Annotated in this window: 28 protein-coding genes and 1 pseudogene; 6 read left to right on the top strand and 23 right to left on the bottom strand. The window is 34.7% G+C overall.

Features of this window, described 5'->3' with window-relative positions:
• The first annotated feature begins 149 nt into the window (after nt 1–149).
• The 4 genes from AMD00_RS21475 (at nt 150) to AMD00_RS21460 (ending at nt 2632) form a co-directional block, all read left to right on the top strand.
• Nucleotides 150–1067: a S8 family peptidase gene (locus tag AMD00_RS21475; RefSeq protein ID WP_053419047.1), complete on the top strand. Its 918-nt coding sequence runs from the start codon at nt 150–152 to the stop codon at nt 1065–1067.
• Between the two features lie 11 nt (nt 1068–1078).
• Complete coding sequence (locus AMD00_RS21470) at nt 1079–1237, top strand: YvrJ family protein (protein ID WP_038186458.1); 159 nt, start codon at nt 1079–1081, stop codon at nt 1235–1237.
• 450 nt (nt 1238–1687) lie between these two features.
• Nucleotides 1688–2281, top strand: coding sequence for a sigma factor-like helix-turn-helix DNA-binding protein (locus AMD00_RS21465; RefSeq protein ID WP_053419046.1), 594 nt, complete (start codon nt 1688–1690; stop codon nt 2279–2281).
• A gap of 132 nt (nt 2282–2413) precedes the next feature.
• Complete coding sequence (locus AMD00_RS21460; RefSeq protein ID WP_053419045.1) at nt 2414–2632, top strand: helix-turn-helix domain-containing protein; 219 nt, start codon at nt 2414–2416, stop codon at nt 2630–2632.
• A 355-nt stretch (nt 2633–2987) separates the two neighbouring features.
• Here the strand turns inward: AMD00_RS21460 and AMD00_RS21455 are convergent, their stop codons facing one another.
• The 15 genes from AMD00_RS21455 to AMD00_RS21385 all read right to left on the bottom strand — a co-directional run bounded on the left by AMD00_RS21455 (nt 2988) and on the right by AMD00_RS21385 (nt 14892).
• Complete coding sequence (locus AMD00_RS21455) at nt 2988–3323, bottom strand: zinc ribbon domain-containing protein YjdM (protein ID WP_053419044.1); 336 nt, start codon at nt 3321–3323, stop codon at nt 2988–2990.
• 292 nt (nt 3324–3615) lie between these two features.
• Nucleotides 3616–4308 carry a YjjG family noncanonical pyrimidine nucleotidase gene (locus AMD00_RS21450; protein ID WP_053419043.1) on the bottom strand — a complete coding sequence of 231 codons (693 nt, stop codon included), beginning with the start codon at nt 4306–4308 and terminating at the stop codon, nt 3616–3618.
• A complete protein-coding gene (locus AMD00_RS21445; protein WP_053419042.1) occupies nt 4305–4766 on the bottom strand; it encodes a DMT family transporter in 462 nt (153 codons plus the stop codon). Before AMD00_RS21445 ends, AMD00_RS21450 begins: the two co-directional genes overlap by 4 nt.
• Nucleotides 4767–4792: 26 nt before the next feature.
• Nucleotides 4793–5491, bottom strand: a complete 699-nt coding sequence (locus AMD00_RS21440; protein ID WP_053419041.1) for a Crp/Fnr family transcriptional regulator — start codon at nt 5489–5491, stop codon at nt 4793–4795.
• A gap of 49 nt (nt 5492–5540) precedes the next feature.
• A complete protein-coding gene (locus tag AMD00_RS21435) occupies nt 5541–5966 on the bottom strand; it encodes a DMT family transporter (protein ID WP_053419040.1) in 426 nt (141 codons plus the stop codon).
• 176 nt (nt 5967–6142) lie between these two features.
• A complete protein-coding gene (locus AMD00_RS21430) occupies nt 6143–7054 on the bottom strand; it encodes a DMT family transporter (RefSeq protein WP_053419039.1) in 912 nt (303 codons plus the stop codon).
• 226 nt (nt 7055–7280) lie between these two features.
• Entirely contained in the window at nt 7281–8444 is a 1164-nt protein-coding gene (locus tag AMD00_RS21425) for an iron-containing alcohol dehydrogenase (protein WP_053419038.1), read from the bottom strand.
• Between the two features lie 315 nt (nt 8445–8759).
• Nucleotides 8760–9326 carry an NADPH-dependent FMN reductase gene (locus tag AMD00_RS21420; RefSeq protein ID WP_053419037.1) on the bottom strand — a complete coding sequence of 189 codons (567 nt, stop codon included), beginning with the start codon at nt 9324–9326 and terminating at the stop codon, nt 8760–8762.
• A 12-nt stretch (nt 9327–9338) separates the two neighbouring features.
• Nucleotides 9339–10397: an LLM class flavin-dependent oxidoreductase gene (locus AMD00_RS21415; RefSeq protein WP_053419036.1), complete on the bottom strand. Its 1059-nt coding sequence runs from the start codon at nt 10395–10397 to the stop codon at nt 9339–9341.
• A gap of 15 nt (nt 10398–10412) precedes the next feature.
• Nucleotides 10413–11354: a ring-cleaving dioxygenase gene (locus AMD00_RS21410; protein WP_053419035.1), complete on the bottom strand. Its 942-nt coding sequence runs from the start codon at nt 11352–11354 to the stop codon at nt 10413–10415.
• A gap of 49 nt (nt 11355–11403) precedes the next feature.
• The gene (locus tag AMD00_RS21405) at nt 11404–11847 is read right to left on the bottom strand and encodes a MarR family winged helix-turn-helix transcriptional regulator (protein ID WP_053419034.1); all 444 of its coding nucleotides are present in this window, start codon (nt 11845–11847) and stop codon (nt 11404–11406) included.
• Between the two features lie 149 nt (nt 11848–11996).
• Entirely contained in the window at nt 11997–12536 is a 540-nt protein-coding gene (locus AMD00_RS21400) for an NADPH-dependent FMN reductase (RefSeq protein ID WP_211258689.1), read from the bottom strand.
• Nucleotides 12537–12641: 105 nt separating this feature from the next.
• Complete coding sequence (locus tag AMD00_RS21395) at nt 12642–13619, bottom strand: ring-cleaving dioxygenase (RefSeq protein ID WP_053419032.1); 978 nt, start codon at nt 13617–13619, stop codon at nt 12642–12644.
• Nucleotides 13620–13694: 75 nt separating this feature from the next.
• Nucleotides 13695–14126: a MarR family winged helix-turn-helix transcriptional regulator gene (locus AMD00_RS21390; RefSeq protein ID WP_053419031.1), complete on the bottom strand. Its 432-nt coding sequence runs from the start codon at nt 14124–14126 to the stop codon at nt 13695–13697.
• 250 nt (nt 14127–14376) lie between these two features.
• Nucleotides 14377–14892: a YhcN/YlaJ family sporulation lipoprotein gene (locus AMD00_RS21385; protein ID WP_053419030.1), complete on the bottom strand. Its 516-nt coding sequence runs from the start codon at nt 14890–14892 to the stop codon at nt 14377–14379.
• A 295-nt stretch (nt 14893–15187) separates the two neighbouring features.
• On the opposite strand from AMD00_RS21385, the gene AMD00_RS21380 reads away from it, so the two are divergent.
• Nucleotides 15188–16927 carry a methyl-accepting chemotaxis protein gene (locus AMD00_RS21380; RefSeq protein WP_053419029.1) on the top strand — a complete coding sequence of 580 codons (1740 nt, stop codon included), beginning with the start codon at nt 15188–15190 and terminating at the stop codon, nt 16925–16927.
• 226 nt (nt 16928–17153) lie between these two features.
• Here AMD00_RS21380 and AMD00_RS21375 read toward each other — a convergent pair whose 3' ends face one another.
• Entirely contained in the window at nt 17154–17822 is a 669-nt protein-coding gene (locus tag AMD00_RS21375) for an O-methyltransferase (RefSeq protein WP_053419028.1), read from the bottom strand.
• Nucleotides 17823–17947: 125 nt separating this feature from the next.
• Between AMD00_RS21375 and AMD00_RS21370 the strand changes: the two genes are divergently transcribed.
• The gene (locus tag AMD00_RS21370; protein WP_053419027.1) at nt 17948–18835 is read left to right on the top strand and encodes a LysR family transcriptional regulator; all 888 of its coding nucleotides are present in this window, start codon (nt 17948–17950) and stop codon (nt 18833–18835) included.
• Nucleotides 18836–18857: 22 nt separating this feature from the next.
• Here the strand turns inward: AMD00_RS21370 and AMD00_RS21365 are convergent, their stop codons facing one another.
• From AMD00_RS21365 to AMD00_RS21335, 7 genes and pseudogenes are all read right to left on the bottom strand, one after another.
• Nucleotides 18858–19259 (bottom strand): DUF3224 domain-containing protein, encoded by a 402-nt coding sequence (locus AMD00_RS21365; RefSeq protein WP_083446334.1) that lies wholly within the window; start codon nt 19257–19259, stop codon nt 18858–18860.
• 5 nt (nt 19260–19264) lie between these two features.
• Nucleotides 19265–19840, bottom strand: a complete 576-nt coding sequence (locus tag AMD00_RS21360) for a TetR/AcrR family transcriptional regulator (protein ID WP_053419026.1) — start codon at nt 19838–19840, stop codon at nt 19265–19267.
• A gap of 26 nt (nt 19841–19866) precedes the next feature.
• Nucleotides 19867–20571 carry an MBL fold metallo-hydrolase gene (locus AMD00_RS21355; RefSeq protein WP_053419222.1) on the bottom strand — a complete coding sequence of 235 codons (705 nt, stop codon included), beginning with the start codon at nt 20569–20571 and terminating at the stop codon, nt 19867–19869.
• A gap of 179 nt (nt 20572–20750) precedes the next feature.
• Nucleotides 20751–21776 carry a DUF4179 domain-containing protein gene (locus AMD00_RS21350; RefSeq protein ID WP_053419025.1) on the bottom strand — a complete coding sequence of 342 codons (1026 nt, stop codon included), beginning with the start codon at nt 21774–21776 and terminating at the stop codon, nt 20751–20753.
• Entirely contained in the window at nt 21773–22345 is a 573-nt protein-coding gene (locus AMD00_RS21345; RefSeq protein ID WP_053419024.1) for a sigma-70 family RNA polymerase sigma factor, read from the bottom strand. The genes AMD00_RS21350 and AMD00_RS21345 overlap by 4 nt, the downstream gene beginning before the upstream one ends.
• Nucleotides 22346–22560: 215 nt before the next feature.
• Nucleotides 22561–23171, bottom strand: a pseudogene (locus AMD00_RS21340) (LysE family translocator).
• Nucleotides 23172–23222: 51 nt separating this feature from the next.
• Nucleotides 23223–23780 (bottom strand): cysteine hydrolase family protein, encoded by a 558-nt coding sequence (locus AMD00_RS21335; protein ID WP_053419023.1) that lies wholly within the window; start codon nt 23778–23780, stop codon nt 23223–23225.
• Nucleotides 23781–23930 lie beyond the last annotated feature (150 nt).

Genomic DNA, 23930 nt, shown 5'->3' with positions numbered 1-23930 from the left:
TATAACGGATAATAAAGGAGGAATTCAAAGAAACAAATTAAACATTGCCTAGGAAATATCGGTCGAGACATTGCTGTATTCATTATCATTTGCCAAGCGTCGAGGGAATTTCTTTTGTACAAAAAACTAATATGAAAAGGATGATTAATATGCCGAAAATCGAATTAGGGAAATACAAAATTTTATCATTTTATAATGATTTAGAAGTTGTTCCTCCTGGAGTAGATCTCATCAAAGCGAGAGAGGTTTGGACAGAGGCTTCCGAAGGTAGTGGAGTCGTTGTAGCCATTCTAGATACGGGTATTGCCACACATCACCCTGACTTAACAGACGCCATTATCGGTGGATATAATTTTACAGATGATGATAATGGTGAGCCAAGCATTTTTGAAGATCATAATGGCCACGGTACACATGTTGCCGGGATTATAGGAGCTAGAAATAATGGAGTGGGTGTTATAGGTGTAGCACCTAAATGCAACTTACTCATCCTAAAAGTTTTAGATAAAAGAGGAGCTGGTTCTTATGATCAATTAATTGAAGCTTTGGATTATGCAATGAAGTGGACAGGTCCTAATGGTGAGAAAGTCAGTGTGATTAATATGTCATTAGGGGGTCCTACACATACAAATGAATTATATAAAACGATAAAAAATGTATATGATGCAGGTATTATTATTGTTGCTGCAGCTGGGAATGGCGGTGATGGTGATTCTGAAACATACGAAATTTCATATCCAGCTTTTTATGAAGAAACACTTTCGATAGGATCTGTAAATAATGATTTAGTTCCTTCTGTCTTTTCTCATACTAATCTAAACCTAAAATTCATGGCACCAGGTGAAGATGTTTTATCTACTCATTTAAATGGGCAATACGTGAAATTAACCGGCACTTCAATGGCAGCTCCACACGCTTCTGGAGCAGTTGCACTAGTTTTAAATCTCATACAAAAATATGATCAAATGCTACTTCCATCACAAATAGAAAGATATTTTAGTAGTCATTCAAGAAAAATGGATTTCCCTATCAGTCAAGTGGGCAATGGCTTTATCCAATTAAATTAGGAGGGGTTAGTATGGGAACCGATGCAGATTGGGTTTATTTAATCTCAAATTTTGGATTTCCAATTGTAATGACAATATACCTTTTAATACGTTTCGAAAAAAAACTAGAGCGATTAACAGTTGGATTAGACTATCTACGCGAAGTAATTGTTCAGAAAAAAAAAGGGTGAATTAAACAATAGAATCTCTTGTCTTAACTAATCAGACCATGATTATGGAAAGGGTCATAATATATGAAAACAACATCGACAATTACTAGACAATTAATTATGTAGAATAGCAAAATAGATAAATTATGACCCTTTCAATGTAATTTAGTAGTGAAAATTTACTATCTAATAATTTTCTTATAAAAAGCAGGAAGTCCCGTTACTAAAAATCGTTATTCATTTTTAATAATGATATGCGTTTTTCTCTAAAAATGATAAAAAAGATACATTTTCATTTCAAACTTATGTGATATCGTTAAAATTAACATAATTACTAAATTAACCCATAAACTAGTAGTATAAATAATAATTCAAACACCACTTTTCTCCCTTAAAAATTCTAAAATTCATAATACTATTTCTCGATCAATTTGCTTTATATTTCTCTTTCGCATGAAAGGAGGAGTGTAGATGATGACAGTTAGAGAAGAAGAATTTTTCAAGAAATATGATGCTATGATGAAACAACCTATTATGAAAGAATTCTTAAAAAGTGGTGATAATCAACGTATTTTTAATAAGGCAATCAATGATATGGACAAAGAAAGTATCGAACAACTAAATGCGTCCTTTCGCAGATATTATAAAAACATTATTTTAATTTCTTATATCTCAAAAACTATCCACTTTTCTGCAATTGAATTTGATAAAAAATTACGTAACTATTATAAAAAAAACCTTCCTATTCCCGGCGTAACTGAAAAATCTATCACCCAGGAAAAACACCTATTAATGGATCTTCTAATGTCGACTGATGAGGATACGACTTTTATTAATTTTCAACTAAAACAAAAAAACATTAGTGACTATATTGCTAATGCTCATCTAAATTCTAAGATGAAGTTGCTATCAAATAAGCAATTACGTATTTTGGAATTAATCTACATTCACAATTTTAACAACAAACAAATAGCAAAAATATTAAACGACTCAGAACAAACTATCTCATATAACCATCAAGCTGCTTTAAAGAAATTAAGAAATGCATGCAAACAGGAAAAATAAAATGGAGAATTACTTGTTCAATTCACGTTTGTTATAGTGATAATCTACTTTAAATCGCAATCATTTTTTACACAAAATACTATGCTTTTTCAATGCTCTTTAGATAGATTTTGAAAGAAATGGGGGAACATAATGGAAAATCAAATATTGTATGAAGTAGAAAACCAAGATTTAGAGCGCTTACTAGAAATCTTTAGACCTGCTATTAAGAAAAGTTTGATTAACACTCGTATGCAAGAGCGAGAAGATTTAGAACAAGAGATCAGTATGAAGATTCTAGAGAAATTAAGTTATTTGCAAGAAATACGAACTCCCGATTTTTTTGAATTTATTGAACATCATGTAGATTAATGTGATATGAGCTGATTCTATAGTTTCATAATCATAAGCGTCCCTCTTTACGAAATGCTCATGATTTGGTTCTAGTAAAGAATCTGCAAAATCATTTTGGTAAGCCCCAAAATTTAAAAATAAGAGGGAACGTGTCCAGATTGCTGATAAGTCTTCCTACAATTGAGTTAAAAATGGATAATCTCCGAAAAAGGCAACGAATAAAGGACGAGTTATGTTGGTGCTAATAAGTAATGGGCCCTTAACGTAGCTATTCCTGCATTTGTTGTCTTTTAAAATTATGTAACTCAGTGAAATAAAAAAGAACTCATTTTGATAAATTACCAAAATGAATTCTCCTATACGTAATCTGATATTAAATCTTTTTAACGAATTCCGATTTTAATTTCATTGCTCCAAAACCATCAATTTTGCAATCGATATTATGATCGCCTTCAACTAAGCGAATGCTCTTTACTTTTGTCCCTATTTTCAAAACAGAAGAACTACCTTTTACTTTAAGGTCCTTAATAACAGTAACCGAATCACCATCGTTTAAGACGTTTCCATTAGCATCTTTGATGACTTTTGTTTCTTCACTCTCTTCAGATTCTAAAGTCCATTCATGTGCACATTCTGGGCAGACAAAAAGACTTCCATCTTCATAAGTGTATTCTGAATTACATTTCGGGCAATTTGGTAAATCTAACATTGTGTTTTTCCTCCGTTCGTTTTAGTCCACTTTCCACTATAGTGATTTATAGTGCTCTGCAAAAATAGCTATTACGAGTTGGACATATTAAAATTATATAAGTAGTGGCTTGCATGCTTATATACTGTCATAGTCCTTTCAGATTTACAAGCATTCCTTCAATTCCCGTTGTCACCAAAGAGCATTATCATTTATTCTCTCCTCTATACCTCTTACATCCCCATTTTTATGCACATAAAAACGCCCGACCTTACAGCTTTAAGGCTGTATTTTCGAACGCTCTAACAATTTTTTATTTACTATCTAGTATTTGATATAACTCATCAAGCTTTTGAATCTGATACGTTGGCATAATTTCAGTATTATTTAACTTCATATGTGGATTAAACCAACATGTATCAATATTTGCTAGCTGTCCACCTTTAATATCCGAACTTAGAGAATCCCCGATAATTAAAGTATTTTCTTTCACCAAGTTTGGAATTCGTGCAAAGACGTAATCAAAGTATTCCTTCATCGGCTTTTGAAAACCTGTATCTTCTGAAACAAAAATATCCTTAAATAGCGTATGTAATCCTGAAGCTCTTAGGCGCTTGTCTTGTGTTTTGGAAACACCGTTCGTCACTATATATAAATTATATTTGTCTTGTAGGCCTGTGATTAATTCCAAGGCCCCCTCTATAAGCTGATGTCCTTCTTCTAAATGAATTCGATAATTCCTTTCTAATAAGGCTCCATCCACTTCTTTACCATATTCCTTGAATAGAAGAGCAAAGCGCGTGTTTACTACCTCATCACGATCAATTTCGCCATTTTCAAAGGAACTCCAAAGACCTTGATTAATTTCTTTATATCGCTCTTCAATCTCTTTCGTTAAAGGTAATTTTTGATCTTTAAAAAGTAAGTATAACGCCTCTTTCTCCGCTGCTCCGAAGTCTAATAACGTATCATCTACATCAAATAATAATGTCTGATATTTTTTCAAAGTTGCTCCCCCGTCTCTACTGTTCTACCACCAAATTTATAGACAATTATACCACCAGCTATGACTAGAACGCCTAGTAACTGCTGGAATGTAAAAGGAACTTGCTCTAGACCGAACCAACCTAGTGAGTCCCATAATAATGCAAAGCTAAGTTGTGATGTTAGTACAATTGAAATCGCGTATGTCGGACCAAGCGATTTGATACCATTCAAAATGCAGGTAACAACTCCGACACCTATTAACCCGCTGAACCAATACCATAGCTGCATATTTTGTATATTAAATAAGTTTCCACCTTCAACAATTAGTCCCATCGTTAGTGATGCTAAAAACCCCATTCCTAACACCAATGTCGTTGAAGCCCAAGAGCCTGTATGTTCATTCACTTTGCTATTAAAAATATTTTGCAAACCAACTAATGAACCTGCTACAAGCGCTAATATTAATCCGACAACCATGGTCACTACTCCCCTCTATATTTAATTCATTCATAAATATTGTGATTGGCAAGCGTACTCAATGCGTCACGATTTATCACGATGATTGACTCTTTCGTACGTTCAATCAGCCCCTCAGCGCATAATTGCTGGATAACTCGATTTAGATGTCTATAACTCGTTCCGATTAAATCCGCTACATCCCTTAATCGATTTATACTTAATCCACTATCATTATGTGCATCAGAATCATAAAAAGAAATGGACAATAAATAACTAGCTAATCTAACTTCTACTGGATATAGCAAATTGAAGCTTAAAAAATTGGATTTTATATAAAATTTCCTTGTGACGGTTTCGAGTAAAAATTGCAGTAATGGCGTATATTCACTCCCGAATTTTTTTAGCCATTGATATTGAATACCAATCATAATAACAGGTGAAACAGCTTCAACTGTATTAATAATATCTATATCTTGAACGTATTCAATATCGCCAATTAGATAAAGTGGCGTCTTAAAAGAAAGTATTAATTTTCTACCTTCCGAAGAGCTAGTGAAAATTTTGATTTTCCCTTTTACAAGTAAATAAAGGTATTGCGATGTATCTCCCTGTGAACAAATATCCTCACCCTGTTCGAAACTATACAACGCTAAATGCTCTATTAAAGATTTATTGAATATAGACTCTAATTGATACTCTTTTAAATAGTTATTGAGTTGCTCACGATTCTCTATTTTCTTCATGAATCGCGTCCACCTCCTATACTTTCATCTTAGTCATTCTAAACGTTCCTCATAAACCTAAAATAATTACTCCCACTACCATCATTCCAATACCTATAAATTGTGGTAACTTCATCTGTTGCTTTACCATACCAAACCAACCTTTAATATCAATAATAAAAGTTAATCCAAGCTGTGCAATGAGTACTGCTGATATAGTTAACGTAACACCAATTCGATGAATCGCAGAAATGTTACTAAAAATGATTATGGCTGCAAACGCTCCACCAACCAAATAATAGGGTTTCACTTTCTTGAACATTTGCAAGTTTCCATCTCGGACAAAGAGGAAGATCAACAAAGCCATGATAAATCCTGTTAATTGCGTTATTGTAGCAGTTTGCCAAGTGCCAATATCTTGGCTAATCCGCGCATTAGCTACCCCTTGTAGCGTAATAAAGGCTCCACCTAAAAACGCAAAGAGAACTCCTCGCATATCTCATTCCCCCATTCAAATTGTCCTCTCTATTTAAAAACAAATACACTTATTTCGGAAAGGACATATGTCCCTGTTGTATTAAATTATTTAATTCCATATAAAAACCTCAAAAAGGGATTCCTAAATATCCGCAATTTGAGGTTATGTTTGCTATATTAATTAAAAAACCACGTTTATAAATGCTTATGCTCTATACGCCGCACAAAAGAAAAACCTGCTTCAGGACGATTAATTAAATAAATACTTATTAAAATCAATACTAATCCTAACAATAATGAATATGTAAATGGTTCGTTTAAGAACAGTGTACCAATGACAACTGCAATTAACGGTACTAAGAATGTAAAAGAAGCTACTTTGCTTGATTCACCAGAACTCATTAAATAGAAATATGCAGCCGTAGCACCTGGGACTGCGATAACTGCTCCAAATAATAAACAACTAATATAACTAATATTCCATGTTATATCTGAAATATGTTCTGTTGCTATACCACCCATACTTAAAATTGTTCCACCAATGATACTTTGGAGTGCAACAAGCCATAACCCATGTACTTGTGAACTTGTTTTTTTTACATAAACAACGCCAACTGCCCAGCCAATACCGGTAATAAGCGCTAACATTATACCAAATAATGATACATTACCTGTAAAACCATCCAACGATACTGCGGCTACTCCTAAGAAACCTATAACAAGCCCCACTACTTTAATGACAGATAATGATTCGTTAAGCCACATCCAAGCTAAAATTGGCACTAACACTGGTTGTAAATAAACAATAACGGAATATAAACCTGATGGTAAGTATTGTAGACCAACAGTTTGAACACCATTAAATATAACGGTATTTAACAAACCCACTATCACATAAACTTTCCAATTTCTTTTCCATTCAATTTTTCGCCATTGTGGTAATAATATTCCAGCTAATAGAATACCACCAAATAATGTACGCATTCCTGCATATAACAAAGGCGGTGTATAATTAAGAGCCATTTTGTATATCGGCCAACACATTCCCCAAGCGATGACCACAAATGTAATTAATAATGCGGTTTTTGCACGTGATTCTCTCTGCATCCCTATATCCCCTTTTACTTTTGACAATGTTCCAAATAGATTTACCCGATTTTTTAGAATCATCAATCTATTATTTTGGTATCCATTATTATATCTTAAGATAGTATTCTTCGTAAGTAAGGTTAAAAATGTTTTCACTATTCATCTGTTAGGGGAGAAATAAAAAAAGAGCCGTTGAGAGATAATTCTCTCAATGGCTCAATATATAAAATCTGATTTTCTAGCATTACAATGACGCGCGATAAATATCCATTACATCTTCTTTATTCAGTTTTGTAAAATTACCGAATTCACCATAGATCATCGCTTTATCTGCCATAACTTCTAGTTTGCTATCATCAATATCATAATCAGCTAGTCGTGATGGGGCACCAATGCTGTTCCAGAATTCGCGAAGTTTTTGAATACCTTCTAATCCTGCTTCTTCATCAGTTTTCCCTTCAGGATCAACACCAAATACTCTTACAGCTAATTGTTTAAAGCGAGCTGGTTTGACTTTTAAATTGTGCTCCATCCAATGAGGGAATAGAATCGCAAGTCCACCACCATGAGGAATATCATAAACTGCAGAAACAGCATGCTCAAGATTATGCGAAGCCCAGTCTCCACGATAGCCCATATTTAAAATACCATTTAACGCCATAGTACCGTTATATAAAATCGTAGAACGATACTCATAATTTTCAAGATCATTTAACAACTTTGGTGCAGTCTCGATAACCGTTAACAGTAATGATTCACACATACGATCTTGGAAAAGAGTGTTTTCTTCAAGATGGAAATAATGTTCTAACACATGTGACATCATATCTACCATTCCGTAAATCGTTTGATCTTTCGGTACAGTATACGTATTAACTGGATCTAAAATTGAAAATTGCGGGAACGTCACAGCACTTCCCCAACCATATTTTTCGTTTGTTTCCCAATTCGTAATAACAGAGCCAGCGTTCATTTCAGATCCTGTTGCAGCAAGAGTTAATACTGTTCCGAATGGGAGTGCTTCTGTTGCAAATGCATTTTTAACTACTAAATCCCATGCATCACCGTCATATTTTGCACCTGCAGCAATAAGCTTCGTACAATCAATTACACTTCCGCCACCAACTGCTAAAATGAAATCAATGTTCTCAGCTTTACAAATCTCAATTCCTTTTCTAGCTGTTGAAAGTCGAGGGTTTGGTTCTACTCCAGATAGCTCAAATATCTCTGCGCCAATCTCATTCAACATATTCATTACATTGTCATACAGGCCATTACGCTTAATACTTCCGCCTCCATAAACAACTAATACCTTTTTACCGAATCTTGGCACTTCAGTTTTTAACTGCTCTAACTGCCCTTGTCCAAAAATTAGTTTCGTAGGATTCCAAAAAGTGAAATTTTGCAAAATAAAAAACCTCCTTATTCTCCCTTCATTATATATTTTATTTCTAAAAACTAACAATCATTTGACTGGTAGCAAGAGACAACGTTTTCCTCCAGCTTCTACAAGTTTCTTTGTCCCCTTTGCATCACTATATTCATTATAGTAGTTGATGGCTACAGCTTCTCAGTTCAATCGGATGTCAATAAACTTTATAGCGGCATGAAAATTCTCTTTCAAAAAAGAAATCCCCTATAAAACACTTAATGTTTTACAGAGGACTTCCGAAAATTGATTATTTTATTTAAAGTACTTTAGTTTAATATACAATTAACTTTATTAAAAATCGTATTCTACATCTTTTGCTTTACGAATTTCTGCATATGCATCCACAAGCTGTACTGTGTCATCTATTAACCGCTCTAAGCGGAAAAGGACATCATCATTTACAATTTCTTTTCTGTGGAAATCTTTTTCTTCTATAAATACATATGTTTGGACGATATGTGCTTTCATATAAGCTAATATTGGTTTTAACTGCTGCTCCAACATTAAGTAATGCTTTGCTGTGCCTGCTGTTACAAGCATACTTACCACTTTATCTCGGAAAGCATTAACTGGTAGCAAGTCAAAGATATTTTTTAATGTAGCTGGGATAGACGCTTGGAATGTCGGTGTACCAATAATAATTGCATCTGCCGCCATTATTGTTTCTGTTACATATTTTGTATCTCCTTCGTAGTCCCAATAATTTCGCCCATCACTAAAGACCATTTCATATTCAGCAAGATCTACTAACGTTACTTCTGCATCCGGATATTTTTCTCTAGCTATTTTAAGTGTATAATCCATAGCTGTTCTTGTTTTTGACCCTACATTAGAGCCTGCGATTCCTACAACTTTCATCATATACACTCCTTATTTTTTCGCTGTATATTTCTTAACGGCAGGTAATATTTCCGTTGCAATAAGTTCAATGTTCTTCGCAATTTTATCGAATGGTACGCCACCAAAATCTATTTGTGCCATAAAACGCTGTTGCCCAAACAATTCATATTGATAGAGCATTTTTTCAATAATTTGCTGTGGGCTACCAATCATTAATGCGTCACGATAATCAGTCGATTGAGCAAATTGTTGTTTTGGATAGCCACCACCACGTAAAGCAAGCATGCCTGAATTAGCGTGTGGATAGTACTCACGAAGTGCATCCTGAGTAGTTTCGGCTGTGTAAAAAAGACTTGTTGTCGCAATTGGTAACGTCGCAGGATCAAAACCACTACGCTCAGCTGCTTCTCTATACGCATCAACAGAAACTTTAAAATTAATAGCAGGACCACCAAGTGTTGTCAGCATCATTGGTACACCAGCATATCCAGCTTTAATTGCACTAGCAGGTGGTCCACCTACTGCACGCCAAATCGGCATATGTCCACCCTCGGGTTGAGGTAAAATGGAAGCACTTTTTAGCGGTGCACGGAACTGTCCTTCCCACGTTACTTTATCCTCATTGTTTAACTTCAATAGAAGCTCCATCTTTTCTTCAAATAATTCTTCATAATCACGGACATCATATCCAAGTAAACTATATGCTCCAACACGTGAACCACGACCAGCAACAATTTCTGCTCGCCCTTTTGAAATTAAATCTAGTGTGGCAAAGTCTTCATATACACGTACAGGATCAGAAGTGCTTAATACTGTTGCAGAACTAGCAATTTTAATGTTTTTTGTTGCTTGAGCAATTGCACCTAAAATAACAGTATGTGCTTGTGTTGTAAAATGCTGTTGATGACTTTCACCAACTGCAAATACATCAAGTCCCGCTTCATCAGCTAGCTTACTTGCTTCAATCAATTCATGAATACGCTGTTCAGCACTTATCAAAGTACCTGTATGAGGGTTCATTAAATGATCCCCAATCGAATATAAACCAAATTCAATCCCTTTATCTTTATCAATACGATACTTTTCCATTTTCATTCGCTCCTTTTAATCAAGTGGTACTAACTTTGCTTCTATTTCTGAACGTTTTTCTTCTAAAAACGGTGGTAAATCTAATTTCCCCCCGAGCTCTTCTACAGTCGAATCTGCAGTGAAACCAGGACCATCTGTCGCAATTTCAATTAATATCCCATTTGATTCGCGGAAGTATAAGCTTTGGAAATAGAAACGGTCTACAATCCCTGTTGACTGGAAGCCTCGTTCTTTTATAACTTCATCCCAATAGCGCAACTCATTTTCGTCTTTTACACGTATTGCTAGATGATGAATGCTCCCTTTACCTGGTTTTTCACTTGGCCCTTCCTGTTGTTTAACAACAATCTCTCCAAATGACTGTCCAGCCTTAGATTGAAATATTGCTTCTGTTTCAGAACGCGTTACTTCTACGTAGCCAAACGTATCCTTTAAAGTTTTCGCTAAACGTTCTAAGTATCGTACCGTTATTTCTACTGTACCCATCCCTAAAATTCGATGCTTTGGCTCGACGATAGAATCTTGCCATTCTGACCATTTTTCAGGGACTTCTTCGCCATTATTATTTATTAGAATCATTCGTAAGCCTTCAAAGTCTTCGAAATGTAACGCATCTCTGCCGGCATAACTAGTAATTTCTCCATGCCTTACATCCAATAGCTCAAAGCGTCTTTGCCAATACTCAAGACTTTCAAATGATGGAACAAGTAAACCAATTTGTGTAATTGCATTTGTACCGCGAACTGTTCTTCCTGCAATAGGCATTTCAAAGAACGATAACTCCGTTCCAGCACTACCCGTTAAATCTCCGTAAAAAAGATGATACATACTGGGGTCATCCTGATTAACCGTTTTCTTCACCCTACGTAGCCCTAATACTTTTTGATAAAATTGATTATTTAATTGAGCATTTTTTGTAATCATCGAAATATGATGATGTCCAGAAATTGTATGCAAAGTTGTTCCTCCTCTTAACTTGACTAGTCAAATGATGATGCAAAAAAAATTACTCAGACGGTAATTCTCTTTTTTGGCTATACTTATGAACCCGGGTCATTAATTTATATAAAGTTTTTTGTTCTTCTTCATCTAATACATCATCAAAAAATGAAGTTTGAAATGCTAATTGCTCTGGCATTGCTTGATCTAAAATAGCTTCCGCTTTTGCAGTTAGGTTAATTGTTTTTGTTTTCCAATCTTGTTTACGTACAATGTAATTTTCTTTTTCAAGACGTGCTAGCATACGCGAAATACCACCTTGCGTAACTGTTACCTTCTCAGCTAACTCACTTTGTGTAAGGGGCTGATATATACGAATTTGCATTAGTACATCAAATTGAGCGGTTGTTAAATCAAAACGTTTTAAAAAGTCATTAGACATTTGATTACTTTGATTCGTAAAACGCATTAAACGCAGCCAGATTAATGACCCCATTGTATTATTACGCATATGTTTTTTTCCTCCGAATCGTTGTTCTTGTTATCACTTTACTACGCAATTGATGGAAAATCAAGTAATTGAACTTATCATTTGATTGACTTTAGTTGTTAAAAAAGGAGGGAATTTTTTATTCCCTCCTTTTACTGCTATCATTTCTTTTATTTACGTAAAGGTTTTAATGCGCCACTCCATGCAATGACTTGGTCTAGCATATCGTTAACAGATGCCGCTTGAACGTCGGCTGGCTTGAATACACTACCGTTCTCAAAATCAGTAAATAATGATAATGCAGGATGTACACGAACATCTGCAACTAATAATTCCCCAAGAATTCCGCGTAAATGTTCTGCTGCTCGCGCACCGCCTACTGAACCATAACTTACGATACCTGCTGCTTTGTTGTTCCACTCAGCACGTAGTAAATCTAATGCATTTTTTAATGCGCCTGTAATACTGTGATTGTATTCTTGCACGATAAATACGAATCCATCACAACCATTAATTTTCTCCGCCCAACCGCTAATTCCTTGAGTATCACCATTTGGATCCCCTAAAAACGGTAATTTAAAATCTGCGATATCAATGATTTCATATTCTGCATCTCCACGTTGATCAGCAAGGCCTTTCACCCATTCTCCTACTTGTGGACTTACTCGACCTTCACGTGTACTTCCTAAAACAATACCTATTTTCAACATTTCGTTTCCTCCTAAATTTTCTTCTGTATTTTTATTAGCTTTTCCAAACAACTTATCCATAATACCCAATTCTTTCACCTCATAAAATAAATACTTGCCTTTCTGTTACTCTTTTATAAATTCTTTTGTGCTTCTTACTGTATCGATTGGACGAACTAGTTTTTCGATTTGCTCACGTTTTGGTTCTAAAAATGGAGGTAACGATAACTTTTCTCCAAGTGTTTCATACGGTTCATCTCCCATAAAGCCAGGACCATCTGTTGCAAACTCAAATAAAATCCCTTGTGCAACTCTTACATATAATGACTCAAAGAAATGGCGATTAACGTAGCCTGACGTATTAAATCCGAAACCTTCCATACGTTGAATCCACTCTTCTAGAACTGAGCGATCTTCTACGCGGAATGCAGTGTGATGAACCGATCCATATCCTTGTTGCGCTTGAGGAAGAATCGCATTGTACTCTACAACAACTTGAGCGCCGTTACCTCCCTCACCAACTTCAAACAAGTGGAATGACCCTTCTTGAGCAATTTCTTTAAATGCTAGTGCCTTTTCCATCATTTCTTTAAAGTAATCAAAATTAGCAATACGGATAAAGATTGGTCCTAATCCTGTAATTGCATATTCTAGAGGAACAGGTCCATCTTGCCATGGTGTACCACTAGCAACTCCCTCATTGTTCTCATCCGAAATTAGTTGGTAGCGCTGATCATCAAAATCTACAAAAGAAAGAGTCTTTTTTCCAAATTGTTCAATAATACCAGTATGTGCTATTTCTAATCGTTCAAAGCGTTTTACCCAATAATCTAATGCTGTATCGCTAAGAACACGGAATGACGTTTTTGAAATTTCATTTGTACCGTGTACTCCTTTAGGAATGCCAGGGAAATCAAAGAATGTCATATCAGTTCCCGCACTTCCTTTGTCATCTGCAAAAAATAAATGATACGTTTGAATATCGTCTTGGTTAACTGTTTTTTTCACTAAACGCATCCCTAGAACATATGTGAAAAATTCGTAGTTTTTTTCTGCACTACTGGTGATAGCTGTTACGTGATGTATTCCTTTTAAATGGTTCATATTATATTCCTCCATAATTATATTTCGTTTATCTACACAATATATCTCGATTTCGAGATATATGATTAAAAAAATTTATATATCCTTTGCGTGAAGTCCAATTCTCTTAAGAAGATCAATGAAAACCTCTAATTCCTGTTCTGATAGTTCTTCAAAAATAGCATTGACTTTCTTTTCATGCTTAGGAAACGTGGTATCCATAAATACTTTTCCTAATTCAGTAATCGTTGCATAAGTTACTCGACGATCATTAGGGCAAGCTCTTCGACGTACTAACTCTTTTTTCTCTAATTTATCTACAACATAAGTAATGCTACTACTTGCAATTAAAATTTTTTTACCAATATGTTGTATAGGCTGTTCACCCTTATGATAAAGCAATTCTAAGACTGCAAATTCGGTTTGATTTAAACCATACTGTTGCATGTCTTTTCTCACAACATCTTGAACAGACTGTGATGCTCGAAGTAATACTGTCAGTGCTTTGAGATTATTATTTATTTGCATTAAATTTTTCTCCTTTCGAAGAATACAATTATCTCGAATTCATTTATCTTGAATTTAAGATAAATTTAACAGAGATTTTTTATGTTGTCAACAGATTGGTTTATAGATTATTTCTTTCCATGTACTCAAAGGGTGTCGGTTATCGATTTCCACTTCAACATTTTTGCAAAAAGAAAAAGCTTGTTTTGAATAGAAGCATCAAAACAAGCTTTACGTCCTTGATCCTTAAATTACTTCCATACAGTTATACTTAATGAGCATTAGGGAATACTCTTTTTACCGTGTTTGAAAATTCTTCAAAGAATCCTTCAACCGGCTCATTCGCTCTGATTTTCTCCCCATATTGAGTCATTTCCTTAACAAAATCAGGATTCAACGACACATATACATTTTTGAATTCAGCATTTGCAGCTCTTGCTTGGTCTGCAATCTTATCCTCAACCGCTTTGTCACCGTTTACGCCCTTTTTCAGCGTAACCGCTACATAAGCATTTTTATTCGTTACAATAACATTTGCTTTTTCTACTTCCTTCATTTCAGCAATTTTATCTGCAACGTCATCTGCCAATTCTAATTTATGTTCATTATTAGTTGGTGTTTTTTCTGTAGTTGTCTCCTCTTCCTTAACGGTTTCATTACCTTTGTTCGTCGTTTCCTCTTTAGCTGTTTCATTTGTGGCCGTTTCATTTGAAGTCTTGCTCGTCCCACATGCAGCTAAAGAACCCATAAGCAGTACCACCATAGATAGTTGTAAAATTTTACTCAATTTAATTCCTCCTTTTTATGTGTCAGTAAAGTTAGGTTGCGCTATTTTTAATTGATTATTCCTTACTTTCGCAGACATACGAAAATTTAATATTGCAACATTGCTCTGTACAGACAATTAGACAATTGTTAAAACCAATTACCCATTTCCAATTATTTTATATCCATAAACCCGCAAAATTAATTAACAATTAAGAAAAAATGTCGATACAGATGATACCTATATTGCGCTTACAAATAGGAAGAATTAAATCAATATTGGTAGTAAAAATAAAAAATTTCCCCGGAGATGAATCATGAAAAAAATCAAAATATCACTTAAAAGAAAATTAATAATACTTTGCACGCTTCTACTGATTATTCCCACAATAATCATCGGAATCAGTACATACTCTACTTCAAAAAAGGAATTAACTGCTTCTGGTAAAGAGGAACTACAGCAAAGTACAAATATGGTTATTGCTATGATTGCTCTATTAAATCAGGAAGTTGAAGCAGGAAATCTGACACTGGAAGAAGCTCAAGAAAAATTAAGAGTTGAATTATACGGAAAAAAAGACGCCGACAATATACGACCAATTAAAGAAGAACATACAATCAGAGGTAACGGTTTTGTTTATGCTGTCGACGAGAACGCTGTTAACGTGATGGATCCTCGAAACGAAGGTGCAGAACTCATGAATACAGAAACAGAAGATGGTGTATTCATCGGGAAAGAACTTTTGAAGACTGGAGAAAAGGGCGGTTATTTTACTTACAAATGGCTGAATGCAAAAACCAATAAAATTGAAGGAAATATAGCTTATGCTCAGAAAGAACCTAATTGGGGATGGACAGTTGCCGCAAAATCATTTGAAAAGGAATTTAATGACGGTGCCTCAAAAGTGGCGATCACAACTGGCATTATTGGAGGTTTAGCTGTAATCATAGGGATTATCGCTGCCTACTTTTTCTCTATAAGATTAACGAAGCCAGTTATTCAAATTAGCCACGAACTAAATCGAACAGCTTCTGGTGATTTTTCTGGGGACGATGTGAAAGTTAATACAAATGATGAGATTGGTCTACTAACGAATGATTTTAATACTATGAAATCCACTATGAAAGAGCTTCTCAGCCAAATCAATCAGTCAACAGAACATGTGGCAGCATCATCAGAACAATTAACGGCTATCGCAGAGGAAACAAGCAAAGCAACAGAAGAAATAACAAATTCAATTCAACTTATCGCAAACGGCTCAGAAGAAAGCACTAATAGCCTACAAGAAAGTGCTCAATCACTTGAAGAAGTAACTTTAGCCATTCAAAATCTAGCCGAAAATGCTGCAGATGTTTCTGAGGTCGGTGCAATGATTATGACTCAAGCGCAACAAGGTAATCTTTACGTTGAACAAACAGTAAAACAAATTAACTCAATCAATCAAAAAGTGAATGAAAGTGGCGATGTGCTACGATTACTTGATTCAAGCTCAAATGAGATTGGCGAAATTTCTAAAGTAATTACTGATATCGCAGATCAAACAAATTTACTAGCTTTAAACGCTGCTATCGAAGCCGCACGTGCTGGCGAACATGGTAAAGGATTTGCAGTAGTTGCAGAGGAAGTTCGAAAACTTGCGGAACAATCTCAAAGATCTTCTAAGCAAATCTCAAATTTAATAAAAGATATCCAGCTTAACATGTCTCGCTCAACGGAGTCCATGAATCATGTTAAGGTTGAAGTACAAGATGGGCTAAATATTGTCAGCAAAACCGATACAAGCTTTAAAGAAATCGTCGGTGAGCTAGAAAATATGAAAGAAAAAGTAACAGATATGGCTGCTACTGTAGAGGAAATGTCTGCAAGTGCTCAAGAAGTTGCTGCTACTGTCATCAATAATTCACATGCTACAAAAGAAGCTTCTGAGCATTCTCAAAGAGTAGCTGCAACAACCGAAGAACAGTTAGCAGCGATGCAAGAAGTCTCATCTTCTACAAAATCATTGTCCAATCTTGCGGTTGAATTGCAGGATTTGGTTAACAAATTTAAAATGTAAGATTGATAATAATTGCAAATCTAAAGGCGACATTTTCTTCAATATGAAGAAATGTCGCCTTAATTGTATTGTAAATACCTCACTAACCTCTACTAGTCCCCTTGAGCATTTTCTTTTCTAAAGTGCACTAAATAAAATACATACAACATAAAACACGATACAAAATCTGTAAATAATGAATCTTGATTGATGCTCAGCTTAACCAATCCATACTAAAAATTAACGCTTATTTTACAACACTAATCACAAAACCATCATACCCTTTTGATCCTACTGTTTGAAGAGCCGTAGACTCAATTCTAGGTTCGTTTTCTAATAAGCTTATAAATTGGCGTATGCCTTGTACTCGTTCATCTTCGCTTGTCTCGTTAATTACCTCTCCATCACGCACTACATTATCTGCAATAATAATTGCCCCTGGCATAGCTAGCTCTAATGCCCATTTTAAGTAATACGGATTATTGGGTTTATCTGCATCAATGAAGATTAAATCAAATGGGGCTATTCCTTTTTCTTTTATGTTTGGCAATGTGTCAAGTGCCTTACCTACAATTACTTCTACTTTATCCCGACACCCTGCTTGCTTAATATTCCGTTCCGCTATTTTTGCATGTTCTTCTTCCGCCTCTAGCGTATACACTTTTCCGTCTTCAGGTAATGCACGTGCAAGCCATATGGTGCTGTATCCACCAAGTGTACCAATTTCTAATATATTCTTTGCCCCTTTAATCTTAGCTAATAAATACAATAACTTTCCTTGAGTTGGAGCTACATCGATTTCAGGTAAGCCCGCTTCTTTATTTACATGTAAAACACGCTCCAGAGCTGAATCAAATGGTATTAGTTTTTCAATAAAATACTCATCCACTTCATTCCAAATCAAGTCATTCCCCATAATTTTTACCCCATTTCCTATTCATATTTTCATGCTTACAGATTTAGTGTATATTAGAGGAAACCATAAAAAAAATATATTATTTTTACTTATCTATAACTTTTATTTATAAGTTGGAGGGACATATGAATATACATGGACTTAGGTTGTTTCACCAAGTTGCACAGACTGGCAGTTTCACTAAAGCAGCTGAATTATTGCGAATCAGTCAACCTGCCGTTTCTAGCCAGATTAAAAAATTCGAATATGAAATAGGAATTCAATTATTTAAGCAACAGGGCAGAGGTGTAATTTTAACGGAATTTGGAGAGGAATTAGCGGAAAAAGCTAAGAATTTTTTTTCATTTGAAGGACATATCGAATCATTTATTGAAGACTATCGTCTTGCCAAAACTGGGACAATTCATATAGCAGCTACCTATCTGCCAGCTAATTTCTTAATTCCAAAATGGGCAGCAAATTTTAAATCTGCAAATGAAGATATCAATTTAGTCATAACAACAACAAATACTAAAGAAGCCTTTGAGCAACTAAAGCAATATAAAGCAGATGTTGCTATTTATGGTGGAGGTATTTCAGAAAGACCAGAAGAGGTAGAATGGGAAGAATTATTTGAAGATGAGCTTTGGTTTGTTGTTTCACCTCAACATCCATATGCCAATCAGAGCATTTCTTTAGGTGAAATGGTTAAGGAACCCTTTATTATGCGTGAAGAAGGTAGCTCAATGAGAGACCACCTTTTTGCATTATGTCACACCTACCAAGTGAAGCCACCAAAAGTCGCTTTGCAATTTAACGGATTAAATGAAACTATTCGCTCAGTAATGGCTGGTTACGGCGCTAATTTTATTTCATCTCTTGTTGTACGTGATTATGTAGAAAATAATCAATTAGCTAGAGTTTATGTCCAAGGTATCCATGTGACACATAAAATTGCTATATGTACAAGAAAAAATGAGAAACAAAGCCCACTCGTAACAAAATTTATAGAAACATGTAAAAAAATGCTTTAAGGGGCCTTTCAAATACAGCTTCTCACTCAAAGCTGTACTCTAATGTGATTGCGAATTGTTCAGCACTACCAGTCTGGAAATTCACCTCACCTTTGAGACCATTTAAATCTCCAGTACCTGAACCTATCACAACATTGCGTTTTGAGGTAAGTACACCATTTTCAAATTTACCGACATGTTCTAATACGAAAGTTCCTGAGCGATTACCTAAACTTCCCGTGAACTGCTCAAAACCAAAAACTGTAGCGGAACCATCAGCCAAATAACATTTTAGCTCTTGTAAAATACTTTCACCTTGAAGTTCACCTACATAGGCCATTTTGAAATTTCCTTTTGTAAGTTTAGGTCCTCCTTCAAATTCACTGAAGGGCTTTTCACTAGCTTCTATTAATGTAAATGTTGAGTTTGCTTGCATACTATTCATCTTGTTTACCCCTTACTTATAATGGAATGAATTCCCTCTATAAAAGTATTGATGAGAATTAAAAAGCTTTCATCAATATCAAGTGGCATTCCAAAGCCACCCATATGTTCAATAGATGTAAATCCATGTAAAATACTTCGCAATCCTCTAACCATATGAATCGCCATTTCATCGTTTAAATTGTAGGCTTGTAAAACTTGCACAACCAGCTTTACGACTGACTCCTGGGCACGCTGTAATTCTATATCGTTAGTATCAGCAAAACGATTGCTTGCGTCATACAGCCCAGGATGAGTTCTGACAAATTGAATATATGCCTCACTTACTGCACGTACTGCATCGTCACCTGCTTTTCCTACTGCTGCTTGTAGCATATATTCATGTAGTTTTTCAACACCATGTATGGCTAACTTCTGCTTCAATCCATTTAATCCTTCAAAATGATTATACAAAGAAGGTGGTCGTACCCCCAATTTCTCTGCTAACGATCCTAGTGAAAGTTTATCTACCCCATTCTCGTCAACTAGTTCTGTTGTTTTCTCTAAAATAATTGATAAATCTAATTTCATACGGCGAGCCATTTCAATGTCACTTCCTATTTAGTTTATTAAAATTTCAATTCTGCTTCGGCTATTGCTTGCTCCATTTTAGTCCTAGGTTGCTCCAGCATATTGCCATGCCCCACAGCAAGTAGACTTGGTTTATAACCAATTAATTTCTTTGCACTTTCAAGAGCAATGTGTTTATCCCATGTAGCTAAAGCTGGGAAAGGAAATAAAGGATTCATTAAACCTGACACTACAACTTTGCCTCTAGTAATGAGAGCATCACCTGCAATAAGACTACGATTACGTGTATCAAAAAGAGTTATGGAACCTGGTGTATGACCTGGAGTCGCGATCACTTCTAATGAACCTATACGATCTCCATCTTCTAATAATAAATCCGGTTTGGTTTTAATGTTCTTTGGAAGCCCACCACGAATTGGTGTGTTTTTTTCACTCGGTAACAAGGTAGAATTCCCATCCAATAATAGGGAATCCCTAGAAGAAATACTTACTTGAGCATTGGGTAACAATTCTTTTAGCGCATCTAGTGCACCTATATGATCATTGTGTGCATGGGTAAGTACAATTCTTGTTATTGGTTTACCTATACTCTTGGCAGCATCTATTATCCCCTTTGTGCTGAAAGGTAGGGCTGCATCAATCAATGTAAGTTCATTTTCCTCCTCCACTAAATAACAATTAACCGGAAATATTCTTGGCATAAAAGATAATTGAAATACGGTTCCAATTTTCGTAACTCTCATCATTTATCAAGCTCCTTCTCTAAAAAACTAACTCTATTTCTATAATAACTAATTAGATTAGTTTTTGCAATATTATAATTTATGTTTCGGAGATAAAAATTATTAGGCAATAAATAAAAATAAATCCACTTCATAATTAATCGAAGTGGATTCTTACTTTTGTACATTTATAAAATTATTTAATCAAGTGAAATCTCAATTGTTTTCATTTTATATTTCTCGCTACCCTTTGCTTCTCCTAAGCTCAAAATCATGGTCGGTTCAATGTAGAGTTTTGTAGCCCTTTTATCAATAACTCCTATTGATTGACTCCATTCAGCAGTTGCACCATTATCCATACTTGAACCACCATTATCTACAACTTGATACACATTGCCGACATCATCACGAATTACAAGAGTAGGGCTTGCCAAATGCCATTTTTTTAATAATCTCGATTCAGTAATTTGTTTCATCTTAATAATCGTTGAAACATCCGTTTTACGAATCTCATTAATAATTAATGTCATGCCTGCATCTGTCATAGATTGATTAACTAACTGAATTTCATCTTGAATTTTCTTTAGTTCAAAATTAAACTTCCAGTCTCCATTAATCGTTTCATCTGTTATATCATTTGTGAAACTTTTAGGAGACCACTGCACTTGAACTTTTTCTAGACCTTTTTTGAATGTTGGGGTTACACGTGCTAGTCCGACATATTTTGTTGGACTAATTTGTTGAAGTGAATCTATTCCCCCAATTGCAACACTACCTTCAACGTCGATGAACTGTCCGACTCTTGGATTCCCCCCTAAATCATGCTCTGTTTCTAATGCGTAAGTAATTGTAATCGTATTACCGTCAAATACAGCGTTTTCAATCATCATCGTAATACCATTACTCATTTCTAATTGCTCGATATCTGTTGCGTAATCTACATATTGTTCATACAACTTATCATTATCTGAAGTAAAATAATTGACGATACCTTTAATAAATGGGAATTGCGATGCTACACTCGGAATTGCAAAACTAACTGTTGTCGCACTTGCAACTAATATCACTAACGCCACTGAGACAATACGCCAGACAGGACGTTTAATTTTTGTTGCTTTTTTATTAATAATACGCTGCTTCATACGAGCCTTTTCAATATCCGTTACATCCATTGGTTCAATATCTTCAACATTTAAATTTGCCCACTTCTTATATTGATCTGTCATGTCCATCGCTCCTCCAAACTCTTTGTTAAGGAATACGCTAGCTTTCTCTTCCCACGGTATAAGCGGTTATCAACTGCTGCTTTTGATATAAAAAGAGCGTCTGCTATTTCGCCGTTCGCCATCTCTAGGAAATACTTCATTGTGAATATATCTCTGTCTACAGTTTCTAGTTTACTTAGTTCAAACAGTAATTCGTTTCTCTCTTCACGCTGCAAAACCTGATCTTGTATAAGATTTCCTGAGGCTAGATTATCTGTCCCATCAAGCGCCTGCTCTCTCGCTTGTTGTCTCTCTAATATTCGATATTGGTCAATGGCTTTATACTTTGCAATCATACCAATCCATTTTTTGAATTCGATTGCATCACCCTTAAATTGCATCGTATTTTGCCATACTGATAAAAAAACATCGCTCACACACTCTTCGACTAAATCAACTTTCCCAAGGGGTTGTAAAACTTTATAAACAATTGCTTTTATAAAAGGCATATACGTATCGATAACATATTCAAGTGCAGCTTCATCTTGCTTCTTTAATCGTTTAACGAAATTTTTCTCTGAAACTCTCATGGCATGATCTCCTTTTTGAATTGAAAAAGCTTTTTCACTATATACAACGATCACAACTTACCAATATTCTCATATTTCTTTAAATAAATATGAAACCATTTATTACAATCACGAAAGACATACAAATTACACCCACTTTACTCTAAACGCTAAAAAGCATCCATTTCGAAATGGATGCTTGATCTATAAGACATTAATAATATTTGGTAATTAATTTATTGAGGAGCCTTTGTCTGAAGCAATTTCAAACCCATTCCGATAAAGATTATGCCTGTGATTTTGTTCAAATACGTCCCCATTCTTTCGCTGTCTCTTATTTTCTGGGAAATAAATGAAGAAAAATAGGCAATAAATAGACACCACACTAATCCAGTGAATGTAAATGTAAGTCCTAAAATGATAAATGGTATTGGCCCAGCAGCCTTTGTATCAATAAATTGAGGAAGAAACGCGATGAAAAATAAAGCAACTTTAGGATTTGTAAGACTTGTCAAAAGCCCTTGTATATATATTTTTCTTTTGTTTTGTTTATTAGACCCTGAAGAATCCAAGCTTAAATTTGTTTTATCAAGTAACATTTTAATACCTAGATAGACTAAATAAATCACACCAACAATTTTAATAATATTAAATAAAATAAGTGATTTTGTAAGTATGATCGATAAACCAAAAGCAACTAACTACAAATACCTAATACAGAATATACACCTGCATTTCGCCCTTGAGCAATACTTCTACCTACTATATACATAGTATCTGCACCCGGAATTAAATTTAATAAAATTCCTGTAATTAAAAATACCTCAAAATTAATTACTCCATACATAATGACACCTCCATCTTTATTCCAAGCGAACAGAAAATAGACTTAAGTTTTTTATCTATAATTATTATGGGTTGGTTGAAACAAATCTTCGTTGCTATTTCTAACAACAGAAAAATTATCTACATTGTAATGACCATGAAGTATTTCATTATGGTGGTTTATAATCTTTTCAGCAGTTAAGGTTGAAGAATCTGTTGTTGAATGACCATCTTCTACTAAAGTAACATCGAAATGATTTATTGTTGCAGTTCTAACAGCAGTATCAATGCAATGTTCAGTTTTACATCCCATAATAACAATGTGCTCTATTTCATGATCTTTTAAAAATGCCAGTAATGGCGTTCCATAAAACGAATTTGTAGCCTTCTTATCAAATACCTTCGAAGTAACTGGTATTTTTATTTCCTTATGAATTTGAAATCCTTTACCTTCACCTTGAGCAACATCTTTATCTCTTATAAAGACGACCAATACATTCGAATCTATCGCCTTATCTATAACTGAATTGATACTATTTAACAGATTTTCTTTATTCAATACACTTTGTTCTTTTTCGTTACCATCAATTAATTCTTGTTGCGCATCAATCACTAGTAATGCTTGCTTCAAAAGTAAAACCTACTCTCTTTCTAATTTAAAGATCTTTTCCCTCAAGCTATTTCCATTTTTATCATTCATAATTACCTTTTCCTTTTGTAAGGCTAGAGAATCTATATGAAAATTTATATTTCATTTTTATATTTCGGTATCGAATCGTCA

It is taken from the genome of Viridibacillus arvi (genome assembly GCF_001274945.1).
In the GTDB taxonomy this organism is placed as follows: Bacteria; Bacillota; Bacilli; order Bacillales_A; family Planococcaceae; genus Viridibacillus; species Viridibacillus arvi.
The sequence above is the reverse complement of the archived record's forward strand: the minus strand, read 5'-3'. Positions and strand labels throughout refer to the sequence as shown.

What these genes read in the sequence shown, in the direction of transcription:
- AMD00_RS21350 (WP_053419025.1), bottom strand. Translation starts at nt 21,776, where the DNA reads ATGACAGATCAATATAAGAAGTGGGCAAATTTAAATGTTGAAGATATT.
- AMD00_RS21370 (WP_053419027.1), top strand. Translation starts at nt 17,948, where the DNA reads ATGAATATACATGGACTTAGGTTGTTTCACCAAGTTGCACAGACTGGC.
- AMD00_RS21355 (WP_053419222.1), bottom strand. Translation starts at nt 20,571, where the DNA reads ATGAGAGTTACGAAAATTGGAACCGTATTTCAATTATCTTTTATGCCA.
- AMD00_RS21375 (WP_053419028.1), bottom strand. Translation starts at nt 17,822, where the DNA reads ATGGGGAATGACTTGATTTGGAATGAAGTGGATGAGTATTTTATTGAA.
- AMD00_RS21445 (WP_053419042.1), bottom strand. Translation starts at nt 4,766, where the DNA reads ATGGTTGTCGGATTAATATTAGCGCTTGTAGCAGGTTCATTAGTTGGT.
- AMD00_RS21390 (WP_053419031.1), bottom strand. Translation starts at nt 14,126, where the DNA reads ATGCAAATAAATAATAATCTCAAAGCACTGACAGTATTACTTCGAGCA.
- AMD00_RS21380 (WP_053419029.1), top strand. Translation starts at nt 15,188, where the DNA reads ATGAAAAAAATCAAAATATCACTTAAAAGAAAATTAATAATACTTTGC.
- AMD00_RS21460 (WP_053419045.1), top strand. Translation starts at nt 2,414, where the DNA reads ATGGAAAATCAAATATTGTATGAAGTAGAAAACCAAGATTTAGAGCGC.
- AMD00_RS21420 (WP_053419037.1), bottom strand. Translation starts at nt 9,326, where the DNA reads ATGAAAGTTGTAGGAATCGCAGGCTCTAATGTAGGGTCAAAAACAAGA.
- AMD00_RS21470 (WP_038186458.1), top strand. Translation starts at nt 1,079, where the DNA reads ATGGGAACCGATGCAGATTGGGTTTATTTAATCTCAAATTTTGGATTT.
- AMD00_RS21365 (WP_083446334.1), bottom strand. Translation starts at nt 19,259, where the DNA reads ATGAATAGTATGCAAGCAAACTCAACATTTACATTAATAGAAGCTAGT.
- AMD00_RS21395 (WP_053419032.1), bottom strand. Translation starts at nt 13,619, where the DNA reads ATGAACCATTTAAAAGGAATACATCACGTAACAGCTATCACCAGTAGT.
- AMD00_RS21455 (WP_053419044.1), bottom strand. Translation starts at nt 3,323, where the DNA reads ATGTTAGATTTACCAAATTGCCCGAAATGTAATTCAGAATACACTTAT.
- AMD00_RS21430 (WP_053419039.1), bottom strand. Translation starts at nt 7,054, where the DNA reads ATGCAGAGAGAATCACGTGCAAAAACCGCATTATTAATTACATTTGTG.
- AMD00_RS21345 (WP_053419024.1), bottom strand. Translation starts at nt 22,345, where the DNA reads ATGAGAGTTTCAGAGAAAAATTTCGTTAAACGATTAAAGAAGCAAGAT.
- AMD00_RS21440 (WP_053419041.1), bottom strand. Translation starts at nt 5,491, where the DNA reads ATGAAGAAAATAGAGAATCGTGAGCAACTCAATAACTATTTAAAAGAG.
- AMD00_RS21415 (WP_053419036.1), bottom strand. Translation starts at nt 10,397, where the DNA reads ATGGAAAAGTATCGTATTGATAAAGATAAAGGGATTGAATTTGGTTTA.
- AMD00_RS21405 (WP_053419034.1), bottom strand. Translation starts at nt 11,847, where the DNA reads ATGCGTAATAATACAATGGGGTCATTAATCTGGCTGCGTTTAATGCGT.
- AMD00_RS21400 (WP_211258689.1), bottom strand. Translation starts at nt 12,536, where the DNA reads ATGTTGAAAATAGGTATTGTTTTAGGAAGTACACGTGAAGGTCGAGTA.
- AMD00_RS21360 (WP_053419026.1), bottom strand. Translation starts at nt 19,840, where the DNA reads ATGGCTCGCCGTATGAAATTAGATTTATCAATTATTTTAGAGAAAACA.
- AMD00_RS21475 (WP_053419047.1), top strand. Translation starts at nt 150, where the DNA reads ATGCCGAAAATCGAATTAGGGAAATACAAAATTTTATCATTTTATAAT.
- AMD00_RS21435 (WP_053419040.1), bottom strand. Translation starts at nt 5,966, where the DNA reads ATGCGAGGAGTTCTCTTTGCGTTTTTAGGTGGAGCCTTTATTACGCTA.
- AMD00_RS21465 (WP_053419046.1), top strand. Translation starts at nt 1,688, where the DNA reads ATGATGACAGTTAGAGAAGAAGAATTTTTCAAGAAATATGATGCTATG.